This is a genomic window from Paraburkholderia phymatum (assembly GCF_038900715.1).
Taxonomy (GTDB): domain Bacteria; phylum Pseudomonadota; class Gammaproteobacteria; order Burkholderiales; family Burkholderiaceae; genus Paraburkholderia; species Paraburkholderia phymatum_A.
The window spans coordinates 260,359-282,057 of the sequence record NZ_JAYMRZ010000008.1 but is presented as its reverse complement, the minus strand read 5'-3'; the positions used below and the strand labels follow the sequence as shown (position 1 = coordinate 282,057).

At 64.8% G+C, this 21,699-nt stretch carries 20 protein-coding genes; 15 read left to right on the top strand and 5 right to left on the bottom strand.

Annotated features, from left to right (window positions below):
- Position 1 precedes the first annotated feature (1 nt).
- On the top strand, positions 2-178 hold the full coding sequence (locus VSR68_RS17510) for a hypothetical protein (protein WP_342941036.1): 177 nt from the start codon (positions 2-4) through the stop codon (positions 176-178).
- A gap of 681 nt (positions 179-859) precedes the next feature.
- Here the strand turns inward: VSR68_RS17510 and recJ are convergent.
- Both recJ and VSR68_RS17500 read right to left on the bottom strand, forming a co-directional pair.
- Positions 860-2,566 (bottom strand): single-stranded-DNA-specific exonuclease RecJ, encoded by a 1,707-nt coding sequence (gene recJ / locus VSR68_RS17505; protein ID WP_342941035.1) that lies wholly within the window; start codon positions 2,564-2,566, stop codon positions 860-862.
- 46 nt (positions 2,567-2,612) lie between these two features.
- Positions 2,613-3,713, bottom strand: a complete 1,101-nt coding sequence (locus VSR68_RS17500) for a regulator (protein ID WP_342941083.1) — start codon at positions 3,711-3,713, stop codon at positions 2,613-2,615.
- Positions 3,714-4,023: 310 nt separating this feature from the next.
- On the opposite strand from VSR68_RS17500, the gene VSR68_RS17495 reads away from it, so the two are divergent.
- The 9 genes from VSR68_RS17495 (at position 4,024) to ftsB (ending at position 15,097) form a co-directional block, all read left to right on the top strand.
- Positions 4,024-5,277, top strand: a complete 1,254-nt coding sequence (locus VSR68_RS17495; protein WP_342941034.1) for a lipoprotein-releasing ABC transporter permease subunit — start codon at positions 4,024-4,026, stop codon at positions 5,275-5,277.
- A complete protein-coding gene (gene lolD, locus VSR68_RS17490; RefSeq protein WP_342941033.1) occupies positions 5,270-6,013 on the top strand; it encodes a lipoprotein-releasing ABC transporter ATP-binding protein LolD in 744 nt (247 codons plus the stop codon). The genes VSR68_RS17495 and lolD overlap by 8 nt, the downstream gene beginning before the upstream one ends.
- Before the next feature lie 56 nt (positions 6,014-6,069).
- The gene (locus VSR68_RS17485) at positions 6,070-6,858 is read left to right on the top strand and encodes a TatD family hydrolase (protein WP_342941032.1); all 789 of its coding nucleotides are present in this window, start codon (positions 6,070-6,072) and stop codon (positions 6,856-6,858) included.
- Between the two features lie 89 nt (positions 6,859-6,947).
- Positions 6,948-9,482 (top strand): DNA internalization-related competence protein ComEC/Rec2, encoded by a 2,535-nt coding sequence (locus VSR68_RS17480; RefSeq protein WP_342941031.1) that lies wholly within the window; start codon positions 6,948-6,950, stop codon positions 9,480-9,482.
- 50 nt (positions 9,483-9,532) lie between these two features.
- Complete coding sequence (locus VSR68_RS17475) at positions 9,533-10,327, top strand: alpha/beta hydrolase (RefSeq protein ID WP_342941030.1); 795 nt, start codon at positions 9,533-9,535, stop codon at positions 10,325-10,327.
- 235 nt (positions 10,328-10,562) lie between these two features.
- Positions 10,563-12,224 (top strand): CTP synthase, encoded by a 1,662-nt coding sequence (locus VSR68_RS17470; protein WP_342941029.1) that lies wholly within the window; start codon positions 10,563-10,565, stop codon positions 12,222-12,224.
- Complete coding sequence (gene kdsA / locus VSR68_RS17465; RefSeq protein WP_342941028.1) at positions 12,221-13,075, top strand: 3-deoxy-8-phosphooctulonate synthase; 855 nt, start codon at positions 12,221-12,223, stop codon at positions 13,073-13,075. Before VSR68_RS17470 ends, kdsA begins: the two co-directional genes overlap by 4 nt.
- Positions 13,076-13,216: 141 nt before the next feature.
- Complete coding sequence (gene eno / locus VSR68_RS17460; RefSeq protein WP_342936580.1) at positions 13,217-14,500, top strand: phosphopyruvate hydratase; 1,284 nt, start codon at positions 13,217-13,219, stop codon at positions 14,498-14,500.
- A 168-nt stretch (positions 14,501-14,668) separates the two neighbouring features.
- Positions 14,669-15,097, top strand: coding sequence for a cell division protein FtsB (gene ftsB, locus VSR68_RS17455; RefSeq protein ID WP_342941027.1), 429 nt, complete (start codon positions 14,669-14,671; stop codon positions 15,095-15,097).
- Between the two features lie 148 nt (positions 15,098-15,245).
- On the opposite strand, the gene VSR68_RS17450 is transcribed toward ftsB, so the two are convergent.
- The 3 genes from VSR68_RS17450 to VSR68_RS17440 all read right to left on the bottom strand — a co-directional run bounded on the left by VSR68_RS17450 (position 15,246) and on the right by VSR68_RS17440 (position 17,306).
- Positions 15,246-15,635, bottom strand: a complete 390-nt coding sequence (locus VSR68_RS17450; protein ID WP_342941026.1) for a hypothetical protein — start codon at positions 15,633-15,635, stop codon at positions 15,246-15,248.
- Between the two features lie 133 nt (positions 15,636-15,768).
- On the bottom strand, positions 15,769-16,719 hold the full coding sequence (hslO, locus tag VSR68_RS17445) for an Hsp33 family molecular chaperone HslO (RefSeq protein ID WP_342941025.1): 951 nt from the start codon (positions 16,717-16,719) through the stop codon (positions 15,769-15,771).
- A 62-nt stretch (positions 16,720-16,781) separates the two neighbouring features.
- Positions 16,782-17,306: a gamma carbonic anhydrase family protein gene (locus VSR68_RS17440; protein ID WP_321574278.1), complete on the bottom strand. Its 525-nt coding sequence runs from the start codon at positions 17,304-17,306 to the stop codon at positions 16,782-16,784.
- A 202-nt stretch (positions 17,307-17,508) separates the two neighbouring features.
- On the opposite strand from VSR68_RS17440, the gene VSR68_RS17435 reads away from it, so the two are divergent.
- The 5 genes from VSR68_RS17435 to VSR68_RS17415 all read left to right on the top strand — a co-directional run bounded on the left by VSR68_RS17435 (position 17,509) and on the right by VSR68_RS17415 (position 21,699).
- The gene (locus tag VSR68_RS17435; protein ID WP_342941024.1) at positions 17,509-18,363 is read left to right on the top strand and encodes a ferritin-like domain-containing protein; all 855 of its coding nucleotides are present in this window, start codon (positions 17,509-17,511) and stop codon (positions 18,361-18,363) included.
- A gap of 86 nt (positions 18,364-18,449) precedes the next feature.
- Positions 18,450-19,346 (top strand): alpha/beta fold hydrolase, encoded by an 897-nt coding sequence (locus VSR68_RS17430; protein WP_342941023.1) that lies wholly within the window; start codon positions 18,450-18,452, stop codon positions 19,344-19,346.
- Positions 19,347-19,432: 86 nt separating this feature from the next.
- Complete coding sequence (locus VSR68_RS17425; protein WP_342941022.1) at positions 19,433-20,263, top strand: 3',5'-nucleoside bisphosphate phosphatase; 831 nt, start codon at positions 19,433-19,435, stop codon at positions 20,261-20,263.
- Between the two features lie 79 nt (positions 20,264-20,342).
- Positions 20,343-20,978: an L-threonylcarbamoyladenylate synthase gene (locus VSR68_RS17420; RefSeq protein WP_342941082.1), complete on the top strand. Its 636-nt coding sequence runs from the start codon at positions 20,343-20,345 to the stop codon at positions 20,976-20,978.
- 58 nt (positions 20,979-21,036) lie between these two features.
- On the top strand, positions 21,037-21,699 hold the full coding sequence (locus VSR68_RS17415; RefSeq protein WP_090864892.1) for a site-2 protease family protein: 663 nt from the start codon (positions 21,037-21,039) through the stop codon (positions 21,697-21,699).

Below are 21,699 nucleotides of genomic sequence, written 5' to 3'. Positions count from 1 at the left end.
AATGAATAAGGGTTTTTTGTCTGCGACGCTGTTTGGTTTTTTTGCCTTTTCGCTGGCATCCGCGATGCGGTTGGCCTTGCTTTGCCCTTCGCCGGCATCCGCGATGCGCCTCGCGGCGCGGGCGTTGCCCCTGTGCGGGGCGGCACCTGCTTTTCTTTGCAGCGGCAAAGAAAAGTAGGCAAAAGAAAGCCGCTCACACCGCCAGCGCTTGACCACTACCCACGGGCTCTCAACGTCCCCACAATTCGCGCGGCAACTTGCTGGTTCGCCTTCGTTGCCAGCGAACTATCAAATGCCTCACCCCCATCACACACCCGCGTTGCGGCCCGCGACATCGAATGTTCCAGCGCCCCCTTGCGGCAAACTGTGTAGGCATTCGCGCCACACAGGAAACCTTCGCTATGCGATGCAGCTGCAGGCGAGAACGTTCCCCCGTACACCACAACAACGCATGTTCACTACCGACATGCGCCGCTGAAACATTCGATGCCCCTAGCCGTGTCACGCGTGTATGAAGCGGGTGAGGCGTTTAGCCGGCACGTTGGCAACTACATAAGCCAGCACACTGGTGTGCGAAGCGTGGGGACGTTGAGAGCCCGTGGGTAATCGTCAAGCGCGGGCGGTGTTAGCCCGCTTTCTTTTGCCTACTTTTCTTTGCGGCGGCAAAGAAAAGTAGGTGCCGCCCCGCACAGGGGCAACGCCTGCGCCGCGAGGCGCATCGCGGATGCCAGCGAAGGGCGAAGCAAACCAGTGCATCGCGGATGCCGGCCGCAGGCTAAAAAAACAGCACCAAACAGCGCCGCAACCAAAAACCAAAATTATAACGGATCAAGGCGCCGGGCGGCCGGGCGCCCCCGGCCTACAACACCGCGTGCTCGACGATCAACTGCACCCGCGATACCCGATTCCACGTATCCGCCGATAGCCGATAGGCGACCGTCGTCCTCGCAGGCAGCGGCTGCGTATGGTTGAACCAGATCGCGCTAAAGCGCTGGCGGCCGCGCATCAGTTGCAGCTTCAGGTGCTTGTCCTTCACCAGCGCCTGCGACATCACATCGAACTCGCCCGAGAAAACGGGCGCCGGAAAGCCCTGTCCCCAGACGGCTGCATCGAGCATCTCGACGAATTGCGGCGTGAAATACGCATCTTCGAGATCGCCGTCCGTCTCGACCGTGCGCGCGAGCACTTCTTCCGTCAGCCATTCGCGGCCGACCTGCTCGAAGGCCGCCGTGAAGCGCGGGACGTCCATTGCCGCGATCGTCAGGCCCGCCGCCATCGCGTGGCCGCCGAACTTGAGGATCAGCCCCGGCTCGCGCTTCGAGACGAGATCGAGCGCGTCGCGCAGATGGAAGCCCGGAATCGAGCGGCCCGAGCCTTTGACGGTCGCGCCACTGTCGTCGGCGGGCGCGAACGTGAACGACGGCCGGTGGAATCTTTCCTTCAGCCGCCCCGCGACGATGCCGATCACGCCCTGGTGCCAGGCCTGATTGAAGAGCGTGATCGTCGTCGAGCCGGCGGGATCGACCGTCGACAGATCGTCGAGCGCCTGCTGCTGCATGCCCGCTTCGATTTCGCGCCGTTCGCGGTTCATCGCGTCGAGCTGCTGCGCGAGTTCCCATGCGCGTCCGACGTCGTCCGTGGTCAGGCATTCGATGCCCAGCGACATGTCCGACAGCCGTCCCGCCGCATTCAGACGCGGCCCGAGCGCGAAACCGAGATCGAAGCCCGACGCGCTGCGCGCATCGCGGCCCGCCGCGCGAAAGAGGGCGGCGATGCCCGGCTGCATGCGTCCGTTGCGGATGCGCTGCAAGCCTTGCGCGACCAGCACGCGATTGTTGCCGTCGAGCTTGACGACGTCCGCGACCGTGCCGAGCGCGACGAGATCGAGTAGTCCGTCGAGGCGCGGCTCCGGGCGCGCGTCGCCGAACGCGCCACGCCGGCGCAGCTCCGCGCGCAGCGCGAGCAGCACATAGAACATCACGCCTACGCCCGCCATGCACTTGCTTGGAAACGTGCAGCCCGGCTGGTTCGGATTGACGATTGCGCGCGCGGGCGGCAGTTCATCGCCGGGCAGGTGGTGATCGGTGACGAGCACGTCGATGCCGAGCGCGTTCGCCGCTTCGACGCCGTCGACGCTCGCGATGCCGTTGTCGACGGTGATCAGCAGATCGGGTTTGCCGCCCGCGCGCTGCGCCGCCAGCGCGACGATTTCCGGCGTGAGGCCGTAGCCGTACTCGAAGCGGTTCGGCACGAGATAGTCGATCTGCGCGCCGAACATCCGCAAGCCGCGCACGGCGACGGCACAGGCCGTCGCGCCGTCGCAATCGTAGTCGGCGACGACGAGCATGCGGCGCTGGCCTTCGAGCGCATCGGCGAGCAGCGTTGCCGCCGTGTCGCAGCCTTTGAGCGACGCGGGCGGCGTGAGGCGCGCGAGGCCGGTTTCGAGTTCATCGGGCAGGCACACGCCGCGCGACGCGTACAGGCGCGCAAGGACGGGATGCAGGCCGTGGCGGATGAGGGCTTCGGCGTCGGCGGGAGAGCAGGCGCGCGTAACGATTCGAGTCATGCGGCAAGACCAGGAAGTGGTGCAGAAAAATACGCAGAAAAACGGTTCATTCGATAAAGAGCGACGCGAAAAGACGCCGCCGCCAGAATTTGCGCAGATCGCCGCGCGTGATGGTGAGCGTCACCGAGCCGGTATCGCCGCACAGCGTGAGACCGAGCTCGCCGAGTTGCCCCGCTTGAAGCGCGTTCAGCGCGGGCGCGAACCAGTCGCGCTCGAGTGTCGCGAACGCGTCGTTCCAGCGGCCCCAGTCCTGCTCGATGAACGGCGCCGAGAACGGATCGAGTTCGATCAGCGTGGCGGCCGCGCTGCCGTTGGCGCCATTTACGCGCCAGGCGTCGAAGGAAGCTGGCGGCGCGTCGATCGCCGCTTTCGCCGCGAGCGCGAGACCGCGCGTCGCCGCCGCATCCGACAGCACGCGCGTAAAGCCGCTCTTGACCGGCTGCGCCGCGCCCTGCGCGTGGAACCAGATCGAGTTGACGGCGGGCAGCCCGCGCGCCTCGCGCGCTTCGTTCACCGGGTGCTCGAACCAGGCCATCTGCACTTCGTTCTGCAGCTTCATCCATGCGCGCGAGCGCTCGCCCGTGTGCGCTTCGTGCGGCAGCCAGATTTCGATGTTGCGGCCGCTCGCGCGCAACGGCGACGCGCCCGCCAGCGTGCCGAACGCCTCGCTCGACAGATACCAGCGCGACGGCTGCGGCGCTTCGATGCGCACGCCCATCTCCTCGATCAGCGGACGCGCGACGCCGAGCAGCGTGCGCGCGTCATCCTCCGTCAGTTCCAGCGACGCGGGATCGATCAGCACCAGATGGTCGTGCGCGATCCGCACGTGCACGGGCTGCACGCAGGCCCACGTCGCGTCGCCCGGGTTGCCGCCATCGGCGAGCAGCATGTACGGCGCGAGCGGCGCCTCGTCGGCGGCGGCCGTTCCTGCGGGCACTGCGCCGAAGCTGCGCGCGACCCAGCGCTCGTGCGGCAGCGTACGCTGGAAGTCCTCGCCGATCACGCGCTCGGCGAGCGTCGCGCGGGCGACCAGTTTGTCGAGAGCCGGAATGTCGAGGGAATGCAGCGCGGTGGACGCATCGGCCGCGGCGGGGAGCGCGAAGGGCAGAAGGAGGTGCAGTCGGTTGGCGTTCATGATGCTGCGCATTGTATGGCAAACTTCGCCCCGTTGATCCGCGATGGCGGGGAACGGAAACGGCGACTTGTGCGTCGATGCGTACGATTCGCGCAATGATTGCGCGACGCGGCGCGCGGCGTTGCAATCGGGCACGACCCGGCACAACCCGGCACCGCGCATGCGTCGCTTCAGGAACCGGCCGCAAGCCGCGTTCTGGAACCATCGGCCGTCATTCGCGCCCAATCGACACGGCTTTCATGCTTGCCGAAGGGAATTCCCCGCGCGGCGCACGAAGGCCGTGCCCATGCAGAACAGCGCAAGCGCGCTGAAAAGGACTCGCTTGAAACTTCCATACGAATGGCAGATTGGCTGGCGCTACACGCGCGCCGGCAAACGCACCACGGGTAACGGCTTCATTTCGTTCATCGCGCTCGTGTCGATGTCGGGCATTGCGCTCGGCGTGGCCGCGCTGATCGTCGTGCTGTCGGTGATGAACGGCTTCCAGAAGGAGGTGCGCGACCGCATGCTGTCGGTGCTCGCGCACGTCGAAATCTTTTCGCCGACGGGTTCGATGCCGGACTGGCAACTGACCGCGAAGGAAGCGAAGCTGAACAAGGAGGTGATCGGCGCGGCGCCCTATGTCGAGGCACAGGCGCTGCTGACGCGCCAGGACGCCGTGAGCGGCGTCGCGCTGCGTGGCGTCGAGCCGTCGCTGGAACCGGAAGTGTCGGACATCGGCAAGGAGATGAAGGCGGGCAGTCTGAACGACCTGAAGCCCGGCGAATTCGGCATCGTGCTCGGCGCGGATCTCGCGGCGAATCTCGGCGTGATGGCGGGCGACAAGATCACGCTCGTCGCGCCCGAAGGCTCGATGACGCCGGCGGGCATGCTGCCGCGCCTGAAGCAGTTCAACGTGGTCGGCATCTTCGAGTCCGGTCACTACGAATACGACAGCACGCTTGCGCTGATCGACATCAAGGACGCGCAGGCGCTGTTCCGTCTGCCCGCGCCGACGGGCGTGCGGCTGCGGCTCAAGGACATGCAGCGCGCGCCGGAAGTCGCGCATCAGCTGGCGCGCACGCTGTCCGGCGATCTCTACATCCGCGACTGGACCCAGCAGAACAAGACGTGGTTCTCGGCGGTGCAGATCGAAAAGCGCATGATGTTCATCATCCTCACGCTGATCATCGCGGTGGCGGCGTTCAACCTCGTCTCGTCGCTGGTGATGACGGTGACGAACAAGCAGGCCGATATCGCGATTCTCCGCACGCTCGGCGCGCAGCCCGGCTCGATCATGAAGATCTTCGTCGTGCAGGGGATGACGATCGGTTTCGTCGGTACGGGCATCGGCGTTGCGCTCGGCTGTCTGATCGCGTGGAGCATTCCGTGGCTCGTGCCGATGATCGAGCACGTGCTCGGCGTGCAATTCCTGCCGCCGTCCGTGTACTTCATCAGCGAACTGCCGTCCGAACTCGTTCCCGGCGATGTCGTCAAGATCGGCGTGATCGCGTTCCTGCTGTCGTGTCTCGCGACGCTGTATCCGAGCTGGCGTGGCGCCAAGGTCCGTCCGGCGGAGGCGTTGCGTTATGAATGATCGTCCCAACAAGAATCTGATGGCTACTGACGAGACGGGTCTGCATCCTTATGTGCTCGAAGCGACGGGCATTTCGAAAGCGTTCGTCCAGGGCGGTCTGAACGTGCCCGTGTTGAACAACACGGAGCTATCGGTGCGACGCGGCGAGAAGCTCGCGATCGTCGGCGCGTCCGGTTCCGGCAAGAGCACGCTGCTGCACGTGCTCGGCGGACTCGACGACCCGAGCGCGGGCCACGTCGAAGTGATGGGCAAGCCGTTCACGAAGCTCTCCGAGCGCGAGCGCAACGATTTGCGCAACCGCGCGCTCGGCTTCGTCTATCAGTTCCATCACCTGCTGCCGGAGTTCAGCGCGCTCGACAACGTCGCGATGCCGTTGCGCATCCGCCGCATGACGACGGAGGACGCGCGTGCGCAGGCACTCGGCATGCTTGAGCGTGTGGGGCTCGCGCATCGGGCGAAGCATCGTCCGGGCGAACTGTCGGGCGGCGAGCGCCAGCGCGTCGCGATTGCGCGCGCGCTGGTGACGATGCCCGCCTGCGTGCTCGCCGACGAGCCGACGGGCAATCTCGACGGCGGCACGGCGGATACGGTGTTCAACCTGATGCTGGAACTGTCGAACACGCTGTCGACCAGCTTCGTGATCGTCACGCACGATCCCGATCTGGCCGCGCGCTGCGACCGGACCATGCGTCTGCGCGACGGCGTGCTGTACGAGGAGCCGACTGTTCCCGTCTGACGCCCGGCGGTTTTCCCTTCGACACTGGCCGACACGATCGGCACGAGGCTGCGCGCATGTGGATCGATACGCACTGTCATCTCGACGCTTCGGAATTCGACGCGGACCGCGACGCCGTCGCGGACGCGGCGCTCGAAGCGGGCGTCAGCCGGATCGTGATTCCAGGCATTGCGCGTGGCAATTTCTCGACGGTGCGCGAACTTGCGCATCGCGTGAAGGGCGGGGCATATGCGCTCGGCATCCATCCGCTCTTTACACCGCACGCGCAGCCGTCCGATCTCGACGCGCTGCGGATGGAAATCGAGGCGAGTCTCGACGATCCGCTGTTCGTCGGGCTGGGTGAAATCGGGCTCGACTACTTCGTGCCCGGACTCGACGACGAAACCCAGCAGTTCTACTACAACGAGCAGCTGAAGCTTGCGCGCGAGTTCGATTTGCCCGTGATCTGCCATGTGCGCAAGTCGCAGGATCAGGTGCTGAAGGGCTTGCGGCGCAACCAGGTGCATCGTGGCATCGCGCATGCGTTCAACGGCAGCTTCCAGCAGGCGCAGGCGTTCATCGATCACGGCATGCATCTCGGTTTCGGCGGCAACGTGACGTTCGAGCGTGCGTTGCAGATTCGCCGGCTCGCGGCGCAATTGCCGCTCGACGCGCTGGTCGTCGAAACCGACGCGCCCGATATCGCGCCCGCATGGCTCTACCGGCAGCGCAACACGCCGGACCAGATTCCGGCGATCGGCGCGATCCTCGCCGAGCAGCGCGGCATCGACAAAAGCGAGCTTGCCATAGGCACAACGGCTAATGCGCACGCCGCATTGCCTCGGCTCGCGCTTTACTCTGCATAATCACTGTTTGGCTCGCGTCGGGCGTTGTCGCCGAAGATAGTTCGGCTTCCTGATGAAAGAGTCGTGCGAGCATCAGGTGTGGAGGTGGCATGCGGGCAGTGTGGTGCGGATTTGCGTTGGGCGTCGTGTGGTTGCAGCAGCAGGCGTCGCTGCCGGAGTGGCTCGGGTTGCTGAGGCTTTGCCTTGTCGCCGTCGTGCTGATTGTTATCGCGTGCACTTGCTTTCGACGCGGCGGCGCGTGGACCATCCGTGCGGGCTGGTGCGCGGTGTTTTGCGCTGCCGGATGCATCGGCTTCGGCTACGCGTCGTGGCGCGCGCAGACGCGCCTCGCGTTCGAGCTGCCGCATGCTTGGGAAGGACGCGACATCCTCGTGAGCGGATCGATCAAAGGCTTGCCGACGCGCAGTGCGGACGGCGCGCGTTTTCTCTTCGCGGTCGAATCGGCGGATGTGCCCGTCGAACGCTTTCCCCGCACACTGCAACTGTCATGGATCGCCGACGACGCGCCGCCTCCCGCGCTCGAGCCCGGCTCGCGCTGGCGCCTGAACGTGCGGCTCAAGCGTCCGCATGGCAATGCGAACTGGGGCGTGCGCGATAGCGAGGCCGCCTTGCTGGCGCGCGACGTTCGGGCGACAGGTTATGTGAGCGCGCCTCTGCAGGCCGTGCGGCTGCGGGGCATGGCGAGCGGCGCGGGTGTCGTGATCGATCGCTGGCGATGGGCGATTCGCGAGCGCATCGCCGCCGTGTTGGGCGATGCGCCGCATTACGGCATCGTCGTTGCGCTTGCGATCGGCGCCCAGGATGCCGTCAGCGCCGCCGATTGGCTCTTGATGCGCCGCACGGGCACGAGCCACCTCGTCGCGATTTCGGGCTTGCATATCGGCTTTGTCGCGGGACTTGCGGGTTGGCTGATGGGTGCGTTATGGCGCCGCTCGTTTTTCATCGGGCGAAGCTGGCCTCTCATAGTGCCCGCGCAGAAAGTGGCCATTGCGAGCGGAGCCGTGTTCGCCGCATTTCACGCGGCGCTCGCGGGCTTCAATGTGCCGGCTCAGCGCTCGCTATGGATGGCGTGCATCGTTGCGCTCGCCTATGTCGGCGGAAGGCGCGCTGCGCCTTCCATGGTGCTCGCGTGGGCGCTCGGACTCGTGCTGCTCGTCGATCCGTGGGCAGCGGTATCGGTGGGATTCTGGCTGTCGTTCTGCGCGGTCGGCGCGATTCTGTTCGCGATCTCCTCACGGACGCGAGTCGTTCGAAACGATTCGCCTGATCCGCAGCAGGACGAAGCGCGCAAGCGTTCGATTGCTTTGCGTTGCGCGGACACGTTGCGCTCGTGGCTTACCGCAACAGTGGAACGGATACGCAGCGGCGCGCGCGTGCAATTCGCGGTGACGGTCGCGCTCGCACCATTGACGGTCGCGTTCTTCTCGCAGATTCCGTTGATCGGCCCCGTCGCGAATGCGTTTGCGATTCCCTGGGTCAGCGCCTTCGTGACGCCGGCTGTGATCGCGGGCGTTGCGTTGCCGGCGCCGCTCGATGCATTCGCGTTTCGCTTCGCGCATCGGTTGCTCGAATGGCTCGCGAGCGCGTTGCAGATGTTGTCGGGGCCCGCGTGGACGATCTGGCAATTGCCGCAGCCGGGCGCGTGGGCGATGGCGTCGGCGGCCGTCGGCGTCGCGTGGTGTCTCGCGCCTTCTGGTTGGCCGTTGCGCTGGGCCGCGCCGCTCGCGTGGCTGCCGCTGCTCGCGCCCGCGTCGTCCGCGCCCGCCGACGGAGCCTTCCGCCTGACGGCACTCGATATCGGCCAGGGCTCGTCGATCGTCGTCGAAACGGCGCGTCACACGCTGCTTTTCGACGCCGGCCCCGGTCCCGAATCGACGCATGCAGGTGAGCGCGTCGTCGTGCCGTATCTGCAGTCGGCGGGCATTTCGACGCTCGATGCGCTGATCGTCAGCCACGCGGACTCCGATCACTCGGGCGGCGCGCCTGCCGTACTCGACGCAATCAAAGTGCGGCAACTGCTTGCCGGTCTCGCGCCGGAGAGTCCGCTATGGATTCAGGCTCGCCAGACGGGGGCGCAAACCGTGCGCTGCGCGGCGGGCCAGAAGTGGCAATGGGACGGCGTCGACTTCGCGATACTGTGGCCCGATCCGGGACCTTTGCAGGGCAAGCCGAACGCGCATTGCTGCGTGCTGCGCGTGAGCGCACCCGGCGCGCTTCATGACGGCGCGCGCGTTCGAACGCCCGGCGCCGCAAGAATGCCGATGACAGCCTTGCTGGCCGCGGACATCGAAGCGCCCGTCGAACGCACGCTGCTCGCGCGCGACCGCGCGGCGTTGCGCGCGCAGATTCTGCTCGTGCCGCATCACGGCAGCAGGACTTCGTCTACCGAGCCGTTCCTCGACTCCGTCGAGCCGTCCATCGCGGTATTTCAGGTAGGCTATCGCAACCGGTTTCATCATCCTCAGCCAGGCGTCTACGAGCGGTATCGCGCGCGACGCATCGAGCTTTCGCGCAGCGACGACGACGGTGCCGCGCGCATCGAGGCGAACGGCGCGACGTTGTCGCTGGAGCGCTATCGGCAGACGCATCGCCGGTACTGGATGGATACGACGACCGACCCATGACAGCGCGATTGAGAACGAACTAGAACGAACTGAAGCGGAGGCGGCAGCGCTTGAAGAACATCATCCATTTCTCGCATGCAAACGGGTTTCCGGCGTCCACGTATAGGACGATCTTCGCGGAACTGGCAGACGACTACGACTTGCGTTTCATCGAGCGGATAGGACACGACGCGCGCTATCCGGTGACGCGCGACTGGCCGCATCTCGTCGAAGAGTTGCTGGATGACATCGAGCGTTCTTATGAGAATCCTGTGTGGCTGGTCGGACATTCTCTGGGCGGTTATCTGTCGTTGATGGCGGCGTTGAAAAAGCCGCAGTGGGTGCGCGGCGTGGTGATGCTCGATTCGCCCGTGATCGCGGGTTGGCAGGCCAGCATGCTGCGCGTGTCGCAGTGGACGGGGCTCGACGAAAGGCTGTCGCCGGCCGCAGCGACACGCACGCGGCGCACGCGCTGGGCGAGCCGCGACGAAGCGTGGCGCCACTTTCACGCGAAGCCCGCGTTCGCGCGGTGGGACGAGCGGGTGCTATCGGACTACATCGAGTTCGGCATTCCGCAGGTGTCCGTGGACGGCACGCGCGAGCTGGCCTTCGACCGGCAGACGGAATACCTGATCTATCGGACACTGCCGCACACCTGCGGAAGCCGCCTCGCGCGGGGCACGCCCGTGCCCTTCGGGTTCGTGGCCGGGACGCGCTCGGTGGAAGTGCGGCAGGCCGGTCTGCAGGCGACGCGGCGGCTGGCTGGCGAGCATTTCGAGTGGATCGAAGGGAGTCATCTCTTCCCGATGGAGCGGCCGCTGGAGACGGCGCGGGCCGTGCAGCGGCTGCTTCGCGAGCTGGACTGAGGGCGGCTGCACGTTGCTGACGGTTGTTGAGAGTGGCTGAAACACCGCGCGGCAAGCTCACGAAAAAGGCAAGAAAAACCATAAAGCGGGTGAAACGCAAAGTCCAAATCCGAATATCGAGAATGAGGCTACGGGTGCGTCAAAAAGCACGTTCGATCGGCGCGAGGGAGCCGCCTCAGACTGGGCTGAAACGGCACGTTCGGGTATAATCCGTTTTTCCCGCGAGCATCCAGCGATGACCAAATATGTTTTCGTCACCGGCGGCGTAGTTTCTTCCCTCGGCAAGGGTATTGCCGCCGCTTCCCTCGCCGCGATCCTCGAATCGCGCGGTCTGAAAGTCACCCTCCTCAAGCTAGATCCCTACATCAACGTCGACCCCGGCACGATGAGCCCGTTTCAGCACGGCGAAGTGTTCGTGACGGAAGACGGCGCTGAGACGGACCTCGACCTCGGCCACTACGAGCGCTTCATCAGCACGAAGATGCGCAAGGCCAATAACTTCACGACGGGCCAGATCTACGAATCGGTGATCCGCAAGGAACGCCGCGGTGACTATCTCGGCAAGACGGTTCAGGTCATCCCCCACATCACGAACGAAATCCAGGCTTTCGTCGAGCGCGGCGCGGCATCAGCGACGTGCGGCGAGCCGGATGTCGCGATCGTCGAAGTGGGCGGCACCGTCGGCGACATCGAATCGCTGCCGTTCCTCGAAGCCGCGCGTCAGATGAGCCTGCGCCTCGGCCGCAACAGCGCATGCTTCGTGCACCTCACACTGGTTCCGTTCATCGCCACCGCGGGCGAACTGAAAACCAAGCCCACGCAGCACAGCGTGCAAAAGCTGCGCGAAATCGGTATCTATCCGAACGTGCTGCTGTGCCGCGCCGACCGCCGCATTCCCGACGACGAGCGCGCGAAGATCTCGATGTTCTCGAACGTGCCGGAAGACGCCGTGATCTCGGTGTGGGACGTCGACAGCATCTACAAGATTCCGCAGATGCTGCACGACCAGGGCCTCGACGAGCTGATCTGCGAAGAGCTGAAGCTGACGGCCAAGCCGGCCGATCTTTCGATCTGGTCGGAAATGGTCGAGAAGCTCGAGCACCCGAAGAGCGAAGTGACGATCGGCATGGTCGGCAAGTATGTCGAACTGACGGAGTCGTACAAGTCGCTGATCGAAGCGCTGCGCCATGCGTCGATCCACACGTCGACGAAGGTCAACATCGAATACATCGACTCGGAAGAGCTGGAAGAAAACGGCGTCGACGGCCTCAGGCATCTGGATGCCGTGCTCGTGCCGGGCGGCTTCGGCCGTCGCGGCACCGAAGGCAAGATCAAGGCGATCCGCTATGCACGCGAAGCGAAGGTGCCGTACCTCGGCATCTGCCTCGGCATGCAACTGGCGGTGATCGAATTCGCGCGCGATGTTGTGAGCCTGAAGGATGCGAACAGCACGGAGTTCGACCCGGCTACGCCGCATCGCGTGGTCGCGCTGATCACCGAGTGGTACGACCGCGAAGGCAAGGTTGAGAAGCGTACGGAAGAATCCGATCTGGGCGGCACGATGCGCCTCGGTTCGCAACGCTGCCCGATCAAGCCCGGCACGATGGCCGAAGAGATCTACGGCAAGGACGTGAACGAGCGTCACCGTCACCGTTATGAAGTCAATAACCGCTACGTGCCTCAGCTCGAAGGCGGCGGCCTTATCATCAGCGCCCGTACCCCGAGCGAAGATCTGCCGGAAATGATGGAACTGCCGCGTTCGATGCACCCGTGGTTCGTCGGCGTCCAGTTCCACCCTGAATTCACGTCGACACCGCGCGACGGTCATCCGCTCTTCAAGGCATTCGTCGAAGCGGCGCGCGCGCATCGCGAAGCGGCCGTCGAGGAGAAAGTATGAAACTGGGTGATTTCGAAATCGGCCTCGACAAGCCGTTTTTCCTGATCGCGGGCACCTGTGTCGTCGAATCCGAACAGATGACGATCGACACGGCCGGCAAGCTGAAGGAAATCTGCGCGAAGCTGAAGATTCCATTCATCTACAAGTCCTCTTACGACAAGGCCAATCGCAGCAGCGGCAAGTCGTTTCGCGGTCTTGGGATGGATGAGGGCTTGCGCATTCTGTCCGAGGTGAAGCGTCAGCTGGGCGTGCCCGTTCTGACCGACGTTCACACGGAAGAAGAAATCGGAGCGGTCGCGTCGGTGGTCGATGTGCTGCAAACGCCCGCGTTCCTGTGCCGTCAGACTGATTTCATCCATGCGTGCGCGCGTTCGGGCAAGCCCGTCAATATCAAGAAGGGCCAGTTTCTCGCGCCGCACGACATGAAGAACGTGATCGACAAGGCGCGCGACGCGGCGCGTGAAGCCGGTCTGTCGGAAGACCGCTTCATGGCGTGCGAGCGCGGCGTGTCGTTCGGCTATAACAACCTCGTGTCGGACATGCGCTCGCTCGCGATCATGCGCGAAACGGGCGCGCCCGTCGTCTTCGACGCGACACACTCGGTGCAGCTGCCGGGCGGACAGGGCACGAGTTCGGGCGGCCAGCGCGAGTTCGTCCCCGTGCTGGCGCGCGCCGCCGTCGCGACGGGCATCGCGGGTCTGTTCATGGAAACCCATCCGAGGCCGGCCGAAGCGAAGTCGGACGGTCCCAATGCCGTGCCGCTGCATCGCATGGCCGACCTGCTCGAGACGCTGATGACGCTCGATCAGGCCGTGAAGCGCACGCCGTTCCTCGAGAGCGATTTCAACTGATGCGCGGACGCGCGAGCTACGCCATCAGCCGGCGTGGCCCGTGCGCACCAACCCGATGGTCGTCGAACGCGTCCGGACGCGAGCAGTCCAAATGAACCGGACGTCTCACCTTAAGAATTCATCGTCATTTCAGAGGAAACCATGAGTGCTATCGTAGATATCATCGGTCGCGAGATTCTCGATTCGCGAGGCAACCCCACCGTCGAATGCGACGTGCTGCTCGAATCGGGCACGATGGGCCGCGCGGCCGTTCCGTCGGGCGCATCGACGGGCTCGCGCGAAGCGATCGAACTGCGCGACGGCGAAGCCGGCCGCTACAGTGGCAAGGGCGTGCTGAAGGCCGTCGAGCACATCAACACTGAAATCTCCGAAGCGATCATGGGTCTCGACGCTTCCGAGCAGGCATTCCTCGACAAGACGCTGCTGGAACTGGACGGCACCGACAACAAGTCGCGTCTGGGCGCGAACGCAATGCTGGCCGTCTCGATGGCCGTCGCGAAGGCCGCCGCTGAAGAAGCTGGCCTGCCGCTGTACCGCTACTTCGGCGGCTCGGGCGCGATGCAGTTGCCCGTGCCGATGATGAACATCGTCAACGGCGGCGCGCACGCGAACAACAGCCTGGACATCCAGGAATTCATGATCGTCCCCGTCAGCCAGCCGACGTTCCGCGAAGCGCTGCGCTGCGGCGCCGAAGTGTTCCACGCGCTGAAGAAGATCCTGTCCGACCGCGGCATGAGCACGGCCGTCGGCGACGAAGGCGGCTTTGCGCCGAACTTCGGCAGCAACGACGAGTGCCTGTCGACCATCCTGCAGGCCATCGAGAAGGCTGGCTACCGCGCCGGTGAAGACGTGCTGCTTGCGCTCGACTGCGCGGCAAGCGAGTTCTACCACGACGGCAAGTACCAGCTGGCGGGCGAAGGGCTGCAACTGTCGTCGGCGGAATTCACGGACTACCTGGCTACGCTCGCCGACAAGTTCCCGATCGTCTCGATCGAAGACGGTATGCACGAAGGCGACTGGGAAGGCTGGAAGCTGCTCACCGACAAGCTCGGCAAGAAGATCCAGCTGGTCGGCGACGACCTGTTCGTGACGAACACGCGCATCCTGAAGGAAGGCATCGAGAAGGGCATCGCGAATTCGATCCTGATCAAGATCAACCAGATCGGCACGCTGACGGAAACCTTCGCGGCAATCGAAATGGCCAAGCGCGCAGGCTACACGGCCGTGATTTCGCACCGCTCGGGCGAAACGGAAGACTCGACGATCGCGGACATCGCAGTCGGCCTGAACGCCGGTCAGATCAAGACGGGCTCGCTGTCGCGCAGCGACCGGATCTCGAAGTACAACCAGCTGCTGCGCATCGAGGAAGATCTCGGCGATATCGCCAGCTACCCGGGCAAGTCGGCGTTCTACAACCTGCGTTGAACGACGCCCGACGGGCTCACTTCGAGACACGTCGACGTGCGAGAGTGACGCTTGCCGTCAACAATTTGTCTCAATAACCGTTAAAACGGTTATGCTTCGCTACTGACTCACCTTTGCCGCCCTGCGTACAGCGCAGGGCGACGCGTATTCCACCCTGCAATTCAATTCATGCGGCTCGTCACCGTCGTTCTGCTCGTCCTGCTGGTGCTGATCCAATATCCGCTGTGGTGGGGCCATGGCGGCTGGCTGCGCGTTCACGAGCTGCAACAGGAGCTCGCTCAGCAGCTCAAAAAGAACGCCGACGAGAAAACGCGCAACGAGCGTATCCAGGGCGAAGTGCAGGATTTGCAGAACGGCTCGGCCGCCGTTGAAGAGCGTGCTCGTTACGAGATGGGCATGGTCAAGGACAGCGAAGTGTTCGTGCAGTTCGTGTCGCCGAACGCGCCGCTGTCCGCTTCGGGCGCCGCGCAATCTAATACGTCGACGCGCGGACAGATCACGGGCGCGCCGTTGCGTGTGGTGCCGAATCCGGAATCGCGCGCGAAGCCGGACCGCAAGCACTCGAAAAAGGATGCGAAGGAGAAGAAGCCAGGTTGATGTCCGGCGCGGTGTGGCGAGAAGACAGTGCAGATGCAACGAAAAAGGCGTGGTTCATCATGAACCACGCCTTTTGTTTTTCATCGTGCGTGCCGATCGAACGAGCCGGGCTGCGCGTGTTCATGCGTGCAGCGATTCAACGGGCGAATTACCAGCCCCAACCCCAACCCGGCGCATATCCATAGCCGATGCCCGTGCCCCAGCCATGCCCCCAGCCGCCGCTGGAGTAGCTGCCGTAGACCGTGACGGGCGGCGTGGCGTAGCGCGACCAGGCCTGTGCGGCGGCATCGGCGGCCATCGCTTCGTTTTGCTCGGCCATCACCTGCTTGTCGATTGCGTCGTAACGCGCGCGTTCTTCGGGCGTGAGCGGATGCGCAGTCGACGCGATGCCCGACTGGTCGGCGGGCAAGCGGCTGTAGATCGGCGACGGACCGGGCGGGTCCATCATGCAGCCCGACAAGGCGGCAGCGCTCGCGACGAGCGCAAGCGCGGACACCCGGGATGGGCGAGCGATGCGTAACAGGGCAAGCGTATTCATTTCGACCTCCATCGATCGGATGCCTAAGCAATTCCGCTATCAGCGCTTGCGCAAATCAGGCAACCGCCAATGTCCGATGATACCGCGCCGCCCGCCGCCGGAAGCGGCTCGCGGCGACGCGGTCTGTTCCGGCTCAATGCCGCTGGTCTGCGGCCGGCGCCACACCCTGTGAGAGCCCGGCGGCGACGAAAAGTTGCGCTACGTCGACGGGGTCGAATTCATACCGCTGATTGCAGAACTCGCAGTGAATTTCGACGTGACCGCGCTCTTCGATCACGCTGTCCACTTCCTCGCGCCCCAGCATCTTCAGCATGCGGCCGACTTTTTCGCGCGAGCACGTGCATTCGAAGCGCGTTCTCGCCGGCTCGAAATGCTGGACGTTCTCCTGCCAGAACAGGCGCCGGAACAGCGTGGTCGGTTCTTCGCTCAGCAGTTCATCCGTCGACAGCGTGCCGCCGAGCGTACAGAGACGATTCCACGTATCGGCGTCGATTTCGCTCGGATGCGGGACGATGCCGCCGTCGCCAGGCAGCTTCTGCAGCAGCATGCCGACCGCGCGCTGGTCGTTCGCCGCGAGCCACAGACGCGTATCGAGCTGCTCCGAGTGGTGCATGTAGTGCTCGAGGACTTCCGCCATCGACTTCAACGGCCCATCCTCGCCCGACAGCGGCACGATGCCCTGATACGGCTGCTGGCCGGGCACCTTGCTCGTCGGGTCGAGCGTGATCACGCAGCGGCCATGGCCGCCCGCGTTGACGAGATCGACGAGCGCGAGATCGTCGGTGATCGTGTGTGCGGCGTCGCCGGCGAACTTCGCGGTCGCGCGCATCGACAGGTCCGAGTTGCATTGCACGACGAGCATCTTCACGGGACCGTCGCCGAAGATCTGCATGATCAGCGTGCCGTCGAATTTCAGATTCGCCGACAGCAGCGCGCACGCGGCCATCATCTCGCCGAGCATGTTCCGCACGGGCGCGGGATAGCTCCTGCGCGTCAGCACTTCCTGCCACGTATTGGCCAGCGAAACGATCTCGCCGCGAACGGGCGCCGCGCTGAACATGAATTTTTGCAACTGATCACTCACAACTTTTCCTCGATCGAACCGCGCGGCGGGAAGGCCGCGCTTGACGCGTCGTGCCGCCGGCCTTAGCCGATGCGGACGAGTTGCGCCTTGAAATAGTCCCTGCGCTCGACGTAATTATCGGCGACGCGCTGCAGGCCTTTGATATCTGCTTCAGTCAATTCTCGGACGACCTTTGCGGGCGCACCGAGAATCAGAGAGTTGTCGGGAAAAACCTTGCCCTCGGTAACGACGGCACCCGCTCCGACCAGACAATTGCGGCCGATGACCGCTCCATTCAAGACCACAGCCTGGATGCCGATCAACGCGCCTTCCTTGACGGTGCAACCGTGCAACATCGCCTGATGGCCGACTGTCACGTTCGCTTCGAGCGTCAGCGGAAAGCCTGGATCGGCGTGCAGCACGGCGCCTTCCTGAATGTTGGTGCCCGTGCCGACGGTGATCGGCTCGTTGTCGCCGCGGATCGAAGCGCCGAACCAGACGCTGGCGTTTTCTTCGACCGTCACTTTGCCGATGATGGTTGCCGTGTCCGCGACGAACACGCTCTCGTGAATGGTCGGGGCGGCGTCGCCCAGCTTGTAGATTGCCACAGTGTCTCCTCGGTGGTCGGACGCCTTGCCGCCGCTCATCGGCGGCCGGCGCGGCACGTTGCGCGGGATGGCGGCATCCCGCGCTGCATGGTCGGATCGCGTATTGTAAACGGTTGTGCAATAAGCCCGCCTCCAGCCCGTGTGCTCCGGGCCTTTGGCAGCATCGCGGGTTTCCCTTTCACGTATCGCCCAGTAACGCATCATGCATTCTCCCGAGTCCCCTCGTTCTGATGCCCCGATTTGTGCCCGCACCGAAGCGCTGGCCGTGCTGGGCGAGCGCGTGCCCGCGACGAAGGCCGCAGCGGCTCAGGCTCTCTATGCGCGCGTGCAGGACGGTACGGCATCGGTGTCGCCGGGACGGGTGCTGGATGAGCCTGCCGGGCTGCCTGGGCGCCCCGTGCGTCCCGAACTCGTCGAGCCGCGCAGGCTCGGCCGGCGCAGCATGCAGTCGCCGGAAGGGCGCGCGGTGTTGCTGCATGCGCTCGCGCATATCGAGTTCAACGCGATCAATCTGGCGCTCGACGCCGTGTGGCGCTTCAGTGGCATGCCGGAAGCGTTCTACATCGACTGGATGAAGGTCGCATCGGAGGAAGCGCATCACTTTTCGCTGCTGTCCGCGAGGCTTGCGGAGTTCGGCCACGCGTACGGCGACTTTCCGGCGCACGACGGCCTGTGGGACATGTGCGAGCGCACGCGCGGCGATGTGCTCGCCCGCATGGCGCTCGTGCCGCGCACGCTGGAGGCGCGCGGGCTCGATGCGTCGCCGCCGATCCGCGCGCGGCTGCTACAGGCCGGCGATCATGCGTCGGCGGCAATTCTGGACGTGATCCTGCGCGACGAAATCGGCCATGTGCTGATCGGCAACCGCTGGTTCCGACATCTTTGCGACGAGGCGGGCGTCGATGCGCATCGGACCTATCTGCATCTGTCCGATGCATATCGGGCGCCGAAGCTGCGCGGGCCTTTCAATTTCGAAGCGCGGCGCAGCGCGGGCTTTGAAGAGGAGGAGCTGGCGGCGCTGGCCGGCCTCGACGTGCAGCAGCGCGCCGACGACTGAGCGACTGAGGCGGACTTCCACTCGCTCATGCGCGGCGGCATAGCTATCTCGATATAATCGAACGATCATTCTTTTCAAGCCGTGCCATGGACCGTCCTTTGAATCCCTCCGTTTCCGAATTCGTCACAGTGCGCGGCGTGCGCCTGCACGTGCGCCGCTGGGGCAATCCCGACGCGCCGACGCTCTTCATGCTGCATGGCTGGATGGATGTCGCCGCATCGTTTCAGTTCGTCGTCGATGCGCTTGCCGGCGACTGGCAGGTGATCGCGCCCGACGCGCGCGGTTTCGGGCTGTCTGACTGGCCTGTCGCGGAGAAGGGCGGCGGCCATTACTGGTTTCAGGAGTATCTGGCCGACGTCGACGCGCTGCTCGATCACTACGCGCCGACGGGTGAAGTGAACCTCGTCGGGCACAGCATGGGCGCGAACGTCGTCTGTCTGTATGCGGGCGTGCGGCCGGAGCGGGTGCGGCGCGTGGTCGATCTGGAAGGGTTCGGGCTCGCGCCGTCGAAGCCGTCGCAACTGCCGCGCCGTCTCGCGTCGTGGCTTGACGAATTGCGCGAGCCGCCGTCGCTGCGCCCGTACGCGACGCTCGACGATGTCGCCGCGCGTCTCATCAAGACCAACGCGCGGCTGGAACCGCGGCGCGCGCGCTTTCTCGCGCAGCACTGGTCGAAGCCGGATGGCAAGGGCGGCTACGTGCTGCTCGCCGATCCCGCGCACAAGATCCGTGGGCCGATGCTGTACCGGCTCGACGAAGTGATGGCCGTCTGGGCGAACGTGAGCGCCAAGGTGCTGCACGTCGAAGCGACGGCATCGCCGACGCTCGCGATGCTGGCGGGCAACATTCCGCTCGATGAATTCAAGGCGCGTTTCAGCGCGTTTGCCGACTGGCGCGAAGCGTTCATCGACGAAGCGGGCCACATGGTGCATCACGACCAGCCCGAGCAGGTCGCCGCGCTGATCGAAGGCTTCTGCGCATAGCGCGTGTCGCGGATCGGGCCGCTGATTCCTCTGCGTTTGCTTACTGCGTTGCAGTAGAATGAGATGTTCAGCTTATCCAGACGACGATGAACGCCGACTTGCATTGCCATTCCACTGTGTCCGACGGCGCGTTTGCGCCCGCCGAAGTTGCGCGCCGCGCGCATGCGGGCGGCGTGACGCTGTGGGCGCTGACCGATCACGACGAAGTGGGCGGCCAGGCGGAGGCGCGGGAGGCGGCCGAGGCGCTCGGCATGCGGTATCTGGACGGCGTCGAGATTTCAGTCACCTGGGCGTCGCGCACGATTCACATCGTGGGCCTGCATGTCGACCCCGCCTGCAAGGAATTGCTCGACGGGCTCTATCGCACGCGCAATGGCCGCGCGGCGCGCGCCGAAGCGATCGGCGAGCAACTGGCCACGCTCGGCATTCCCGATGCGTATGAAGGGGCGCTGAAATACGTGTCGAATCCCGACATGATCTCGCGCACGCATTTCGCGCGCTTCATGGTCGAGCAGGGCTACGCGAAGGATACGCAGGACGTGTTCTCGCGTTTTCTCGGCGAAGGCAAGCCGGGGTATGTGGCGCATCGCTGGTCGAAGCTCGCCGACGCCATCAAGTGGATCAAGGCTGCGGGCGGCGAAGCGGTGATCGCGCATCCGGGCCGCTACGCGTACACGCCGACCGAATTCGACGCGTTGTACGGCGAGTTCATCGATCTGGGCGGCAAGGCGATCGAAGTCGTCACGGGCAGCCACACGCCCGATCAATACCGCGAATACGCGGACGTCGCGCGTCGCTTTGGCTTCGAAGCGTCGCGCGGGTCCGATTTCCATGCGGCGGGTGAAGGCCGCGTCGAACTGGGCAGCCTGCCGCCGCTGCCCTCCGATCTGAAGCCAGTCTGGGAACGTTGGCTGTAAGCTCTGAGTTCTCGTGGCGCGCGGGCACGCGCGCTGCGTGGATACGCTGTCGCTGTTCCCCGACCTCCTGACCGACATCATGTCCCAATACTTTCGGCTTCATCCGGACAATCCGCAGCCGCGTCTGATCAAGCAGGCGGCCCAGATCATCGAAGGCGGCGGCGTGGTCGCGCTGCCGACCGATTCGAGCTACGCGCTCGCGTGCCAGCTCGACAACAAGAACGCCGTCGACCGCGTGCGACGCATCCGCGGCATCGACGAGCGGCAGCTGCTGTCGTTGCTCGTGCGCGATCTGTCCGAGCTGGCGAACTTTGCGCTCGTCGACAACCGCCAATACCGTCTGATCAAATCGGTGACGCCCGGCCCCTATGTGTTCGTGCTGCAGGCGACCAAGGAAGTGCCGCGCCGCCTGTCGCATCCGTCGCGCAAGACGATCGGCCTGCGCGTGCCGGATCACGCGATCACGCTTGCGATACTCGAAGAGCTCGGCCAGCCGCTGCTCGGCTCGACGCTGATCATGCCCGGCGACACGCAGCCGCTGAACGATCCGGAGGAAATCCGCGAAAGGCTCGAAAAGCAGCTCGATCTGGTGATCGACGGCGGCGCGTGTCCGTGCGAGCCGTCGACGGTGATCGACCTGACGGGCGAGGAGCCCGTGCTGGTGAGAGCGGGGCGCGGCTCGCTCGCGCCGTTCGGTCTCGAAGAGACGGCCTGATCGCGACATGAGCGAAAGCCGACAGGGCCGCAAGGCGGCGTTGTTACAATAGAGCAATATGGATTCCTCCCTGATACAGACCATCGTCGTCTACGCGCTGCCGGTGATCTTCGCGATCACGCTGCATGAGGCCGCTCACGGCTACGTCGCGCGCATGCTCGGCGACAACACCGCTTACGTGCTCGGACGCGTGTCGTTCAACCCGATGCGGCACATCGACCCGCTCGGCACGATCTTCATTCCGCTGCTGCTTTATTTCGCCACGAGCGGCGCGTTCATGTTCGGCTACGCGAAGCCCGTGCCCGTCGCGTTCGGCAATCTGCGCAATCCGCGCTGGGGCTCGCTGTGGGTCGCGCTCGCGGGCCCAATGTGCAACTTCATTCAGGCGCTCGTGTGGGGCGTGTTCGGCGTGTCGCTTGCCCTCATGCACGTCGACGAGCCGTTCTTCACGCGCATGGCGGCCGCGGGCGTCGGCGTGAATCTCGTGCTCGGCGTGCTCAATCTCTTTCCGCTGCCGCCGCTCGACGGCGGACGCGTGCTGACGGCGCTGCTGCCCGTGCGTCCGGCAATGATGCTGGCGCGCCTCGAGCCGTATGGCTTTTTCATCGTGATGGCGCTCGTGATGACGGGCACGTTGACGCGCTTCTGGCTGCGTCCGCTCGTGAATATTGGCTACGAAGCCGTCACGGCTATCCTGACTCCTCTCGTTTCGCTTTTCTAA

What these genes read in the sequence shown, in the direction of transcription:
- VSR68_RS17510 (WP_342941036.1), top strand. Translation starts at nt 2, where the DNA reads ATGAATAAGGGTTTTTTGTCTGCGACGCTGTTTGGTTTTTTTGCCTTT.
- recJ (WP_342941035.1), bottom strand. Translation starts at nt 2,566, where the DNA reads ATGACTCGAATCGTTACGCGCGCCTGCTCTCCCGCCGACGCCGAAGCC.
- VSR68_RS17500 (WP_342941083.1), bottom strand. Translation starts at nt 3,713, where the DNA reads ATGCGCAGCATCATGAACGCCAACCGACTGCACCTCCTTCTGCCCTTC.
- lolD (WP_342941033.1), top strand. Translation starts at nt 5,270, where the DNA reads ATGAATGATCGTCCCAACAAGAATCTGATGGCTACTGACGAGACGGGT.
- VSR68_RS17485 (WP_342941032.1), top strand. Translation starts at nt 6,070, where the DNA reads ATGTGGATCGATACGCACTGTCATCTCGACGCTTCGGAATTCGACGCG.
- VSR68_RS17480 (WP_342941031.1), top strand. Translation starts at nt 6,948, where the DNA reads ATGCGGGCAGTGTGGTGCGGATTTGCGTTGGGCGTCGTGTGGTTGCAG.
- VSR68_RS17470 (WP_342941029.1), top strand. Translation starts at nt 10,563, where the DNA reads ATGACCAAATATGTTTTCGTCACCGGCGGCGTAGTTTCTTCCCTCGGC.
- kdsA (WP_342941028.1), top strand. Translation starts at nt 12,221, where the DNA reads ATGAAACTGGGTGATTTCGAAATCGGCCTCGACAAGCCGTTTTTCCTG.
- eno (WP_342936580.1), top strand. Translation starts at nt 13,217, where the DNA reads ATGAGTGCTATCGTAGATATCATCGGTCGCGAGATTCTCGATTCGCGA.
- ftsB (WP_342941027.1), top strand. Translation starts at nt 14,669, where the DNA reads ATGCGGCTCGTCACCGTCGTTCTGCTCGTCCTGCTGGTGCTGATCCAA.
- VSR68_RS17450 (WP_342941026.1), bottom strand. Translation starts at nt 15,635, where the DNA reads ATGAATACGCTTGCCCTGTTACGCATCGCTCGCCCATCCCGGGTGTCC.
- VSR68_RS17435 (WP_342941024.1), top strand. Translation starts at nt 17,509, where the DNA reads ATGCATTCTCCCGAGTCCCCTCGTTCTGATGCCCCGATTTGTGCCCGC.
- VSR68_RS17430 (WP_342941023.1), top strand. Translation starts at nt 18,450, where the DNA reads ATGGACCGTCCTTTGAATCCCTCCGTTTCCGAATTCGTCACAGTGCGC.
- VSR68_RS17425 (WP_342941022.1), top strand. Translation starts at nt 19,433, where the DNA reads ATGAACGCCGACTTGCATTGCCATTCCACTGTGTCCGACGGCGCGTTT.
- VSR68_RS17420 (WP_342941082.1), top strand. Translation starts at nt 20,343, where the DNA reads ATGTCCCAATACTTTCGGCTTCATCCGGACAATCCGCAGCCGCGTCTG.
- VSR68_RS17415 (WP_090864892.1), top strand. Translation starts at nt 21,037, where the DNA reads ATGGATTCCTCCCTGATACAGACCATCGTCGTCTACGCGCTGCCGGTG.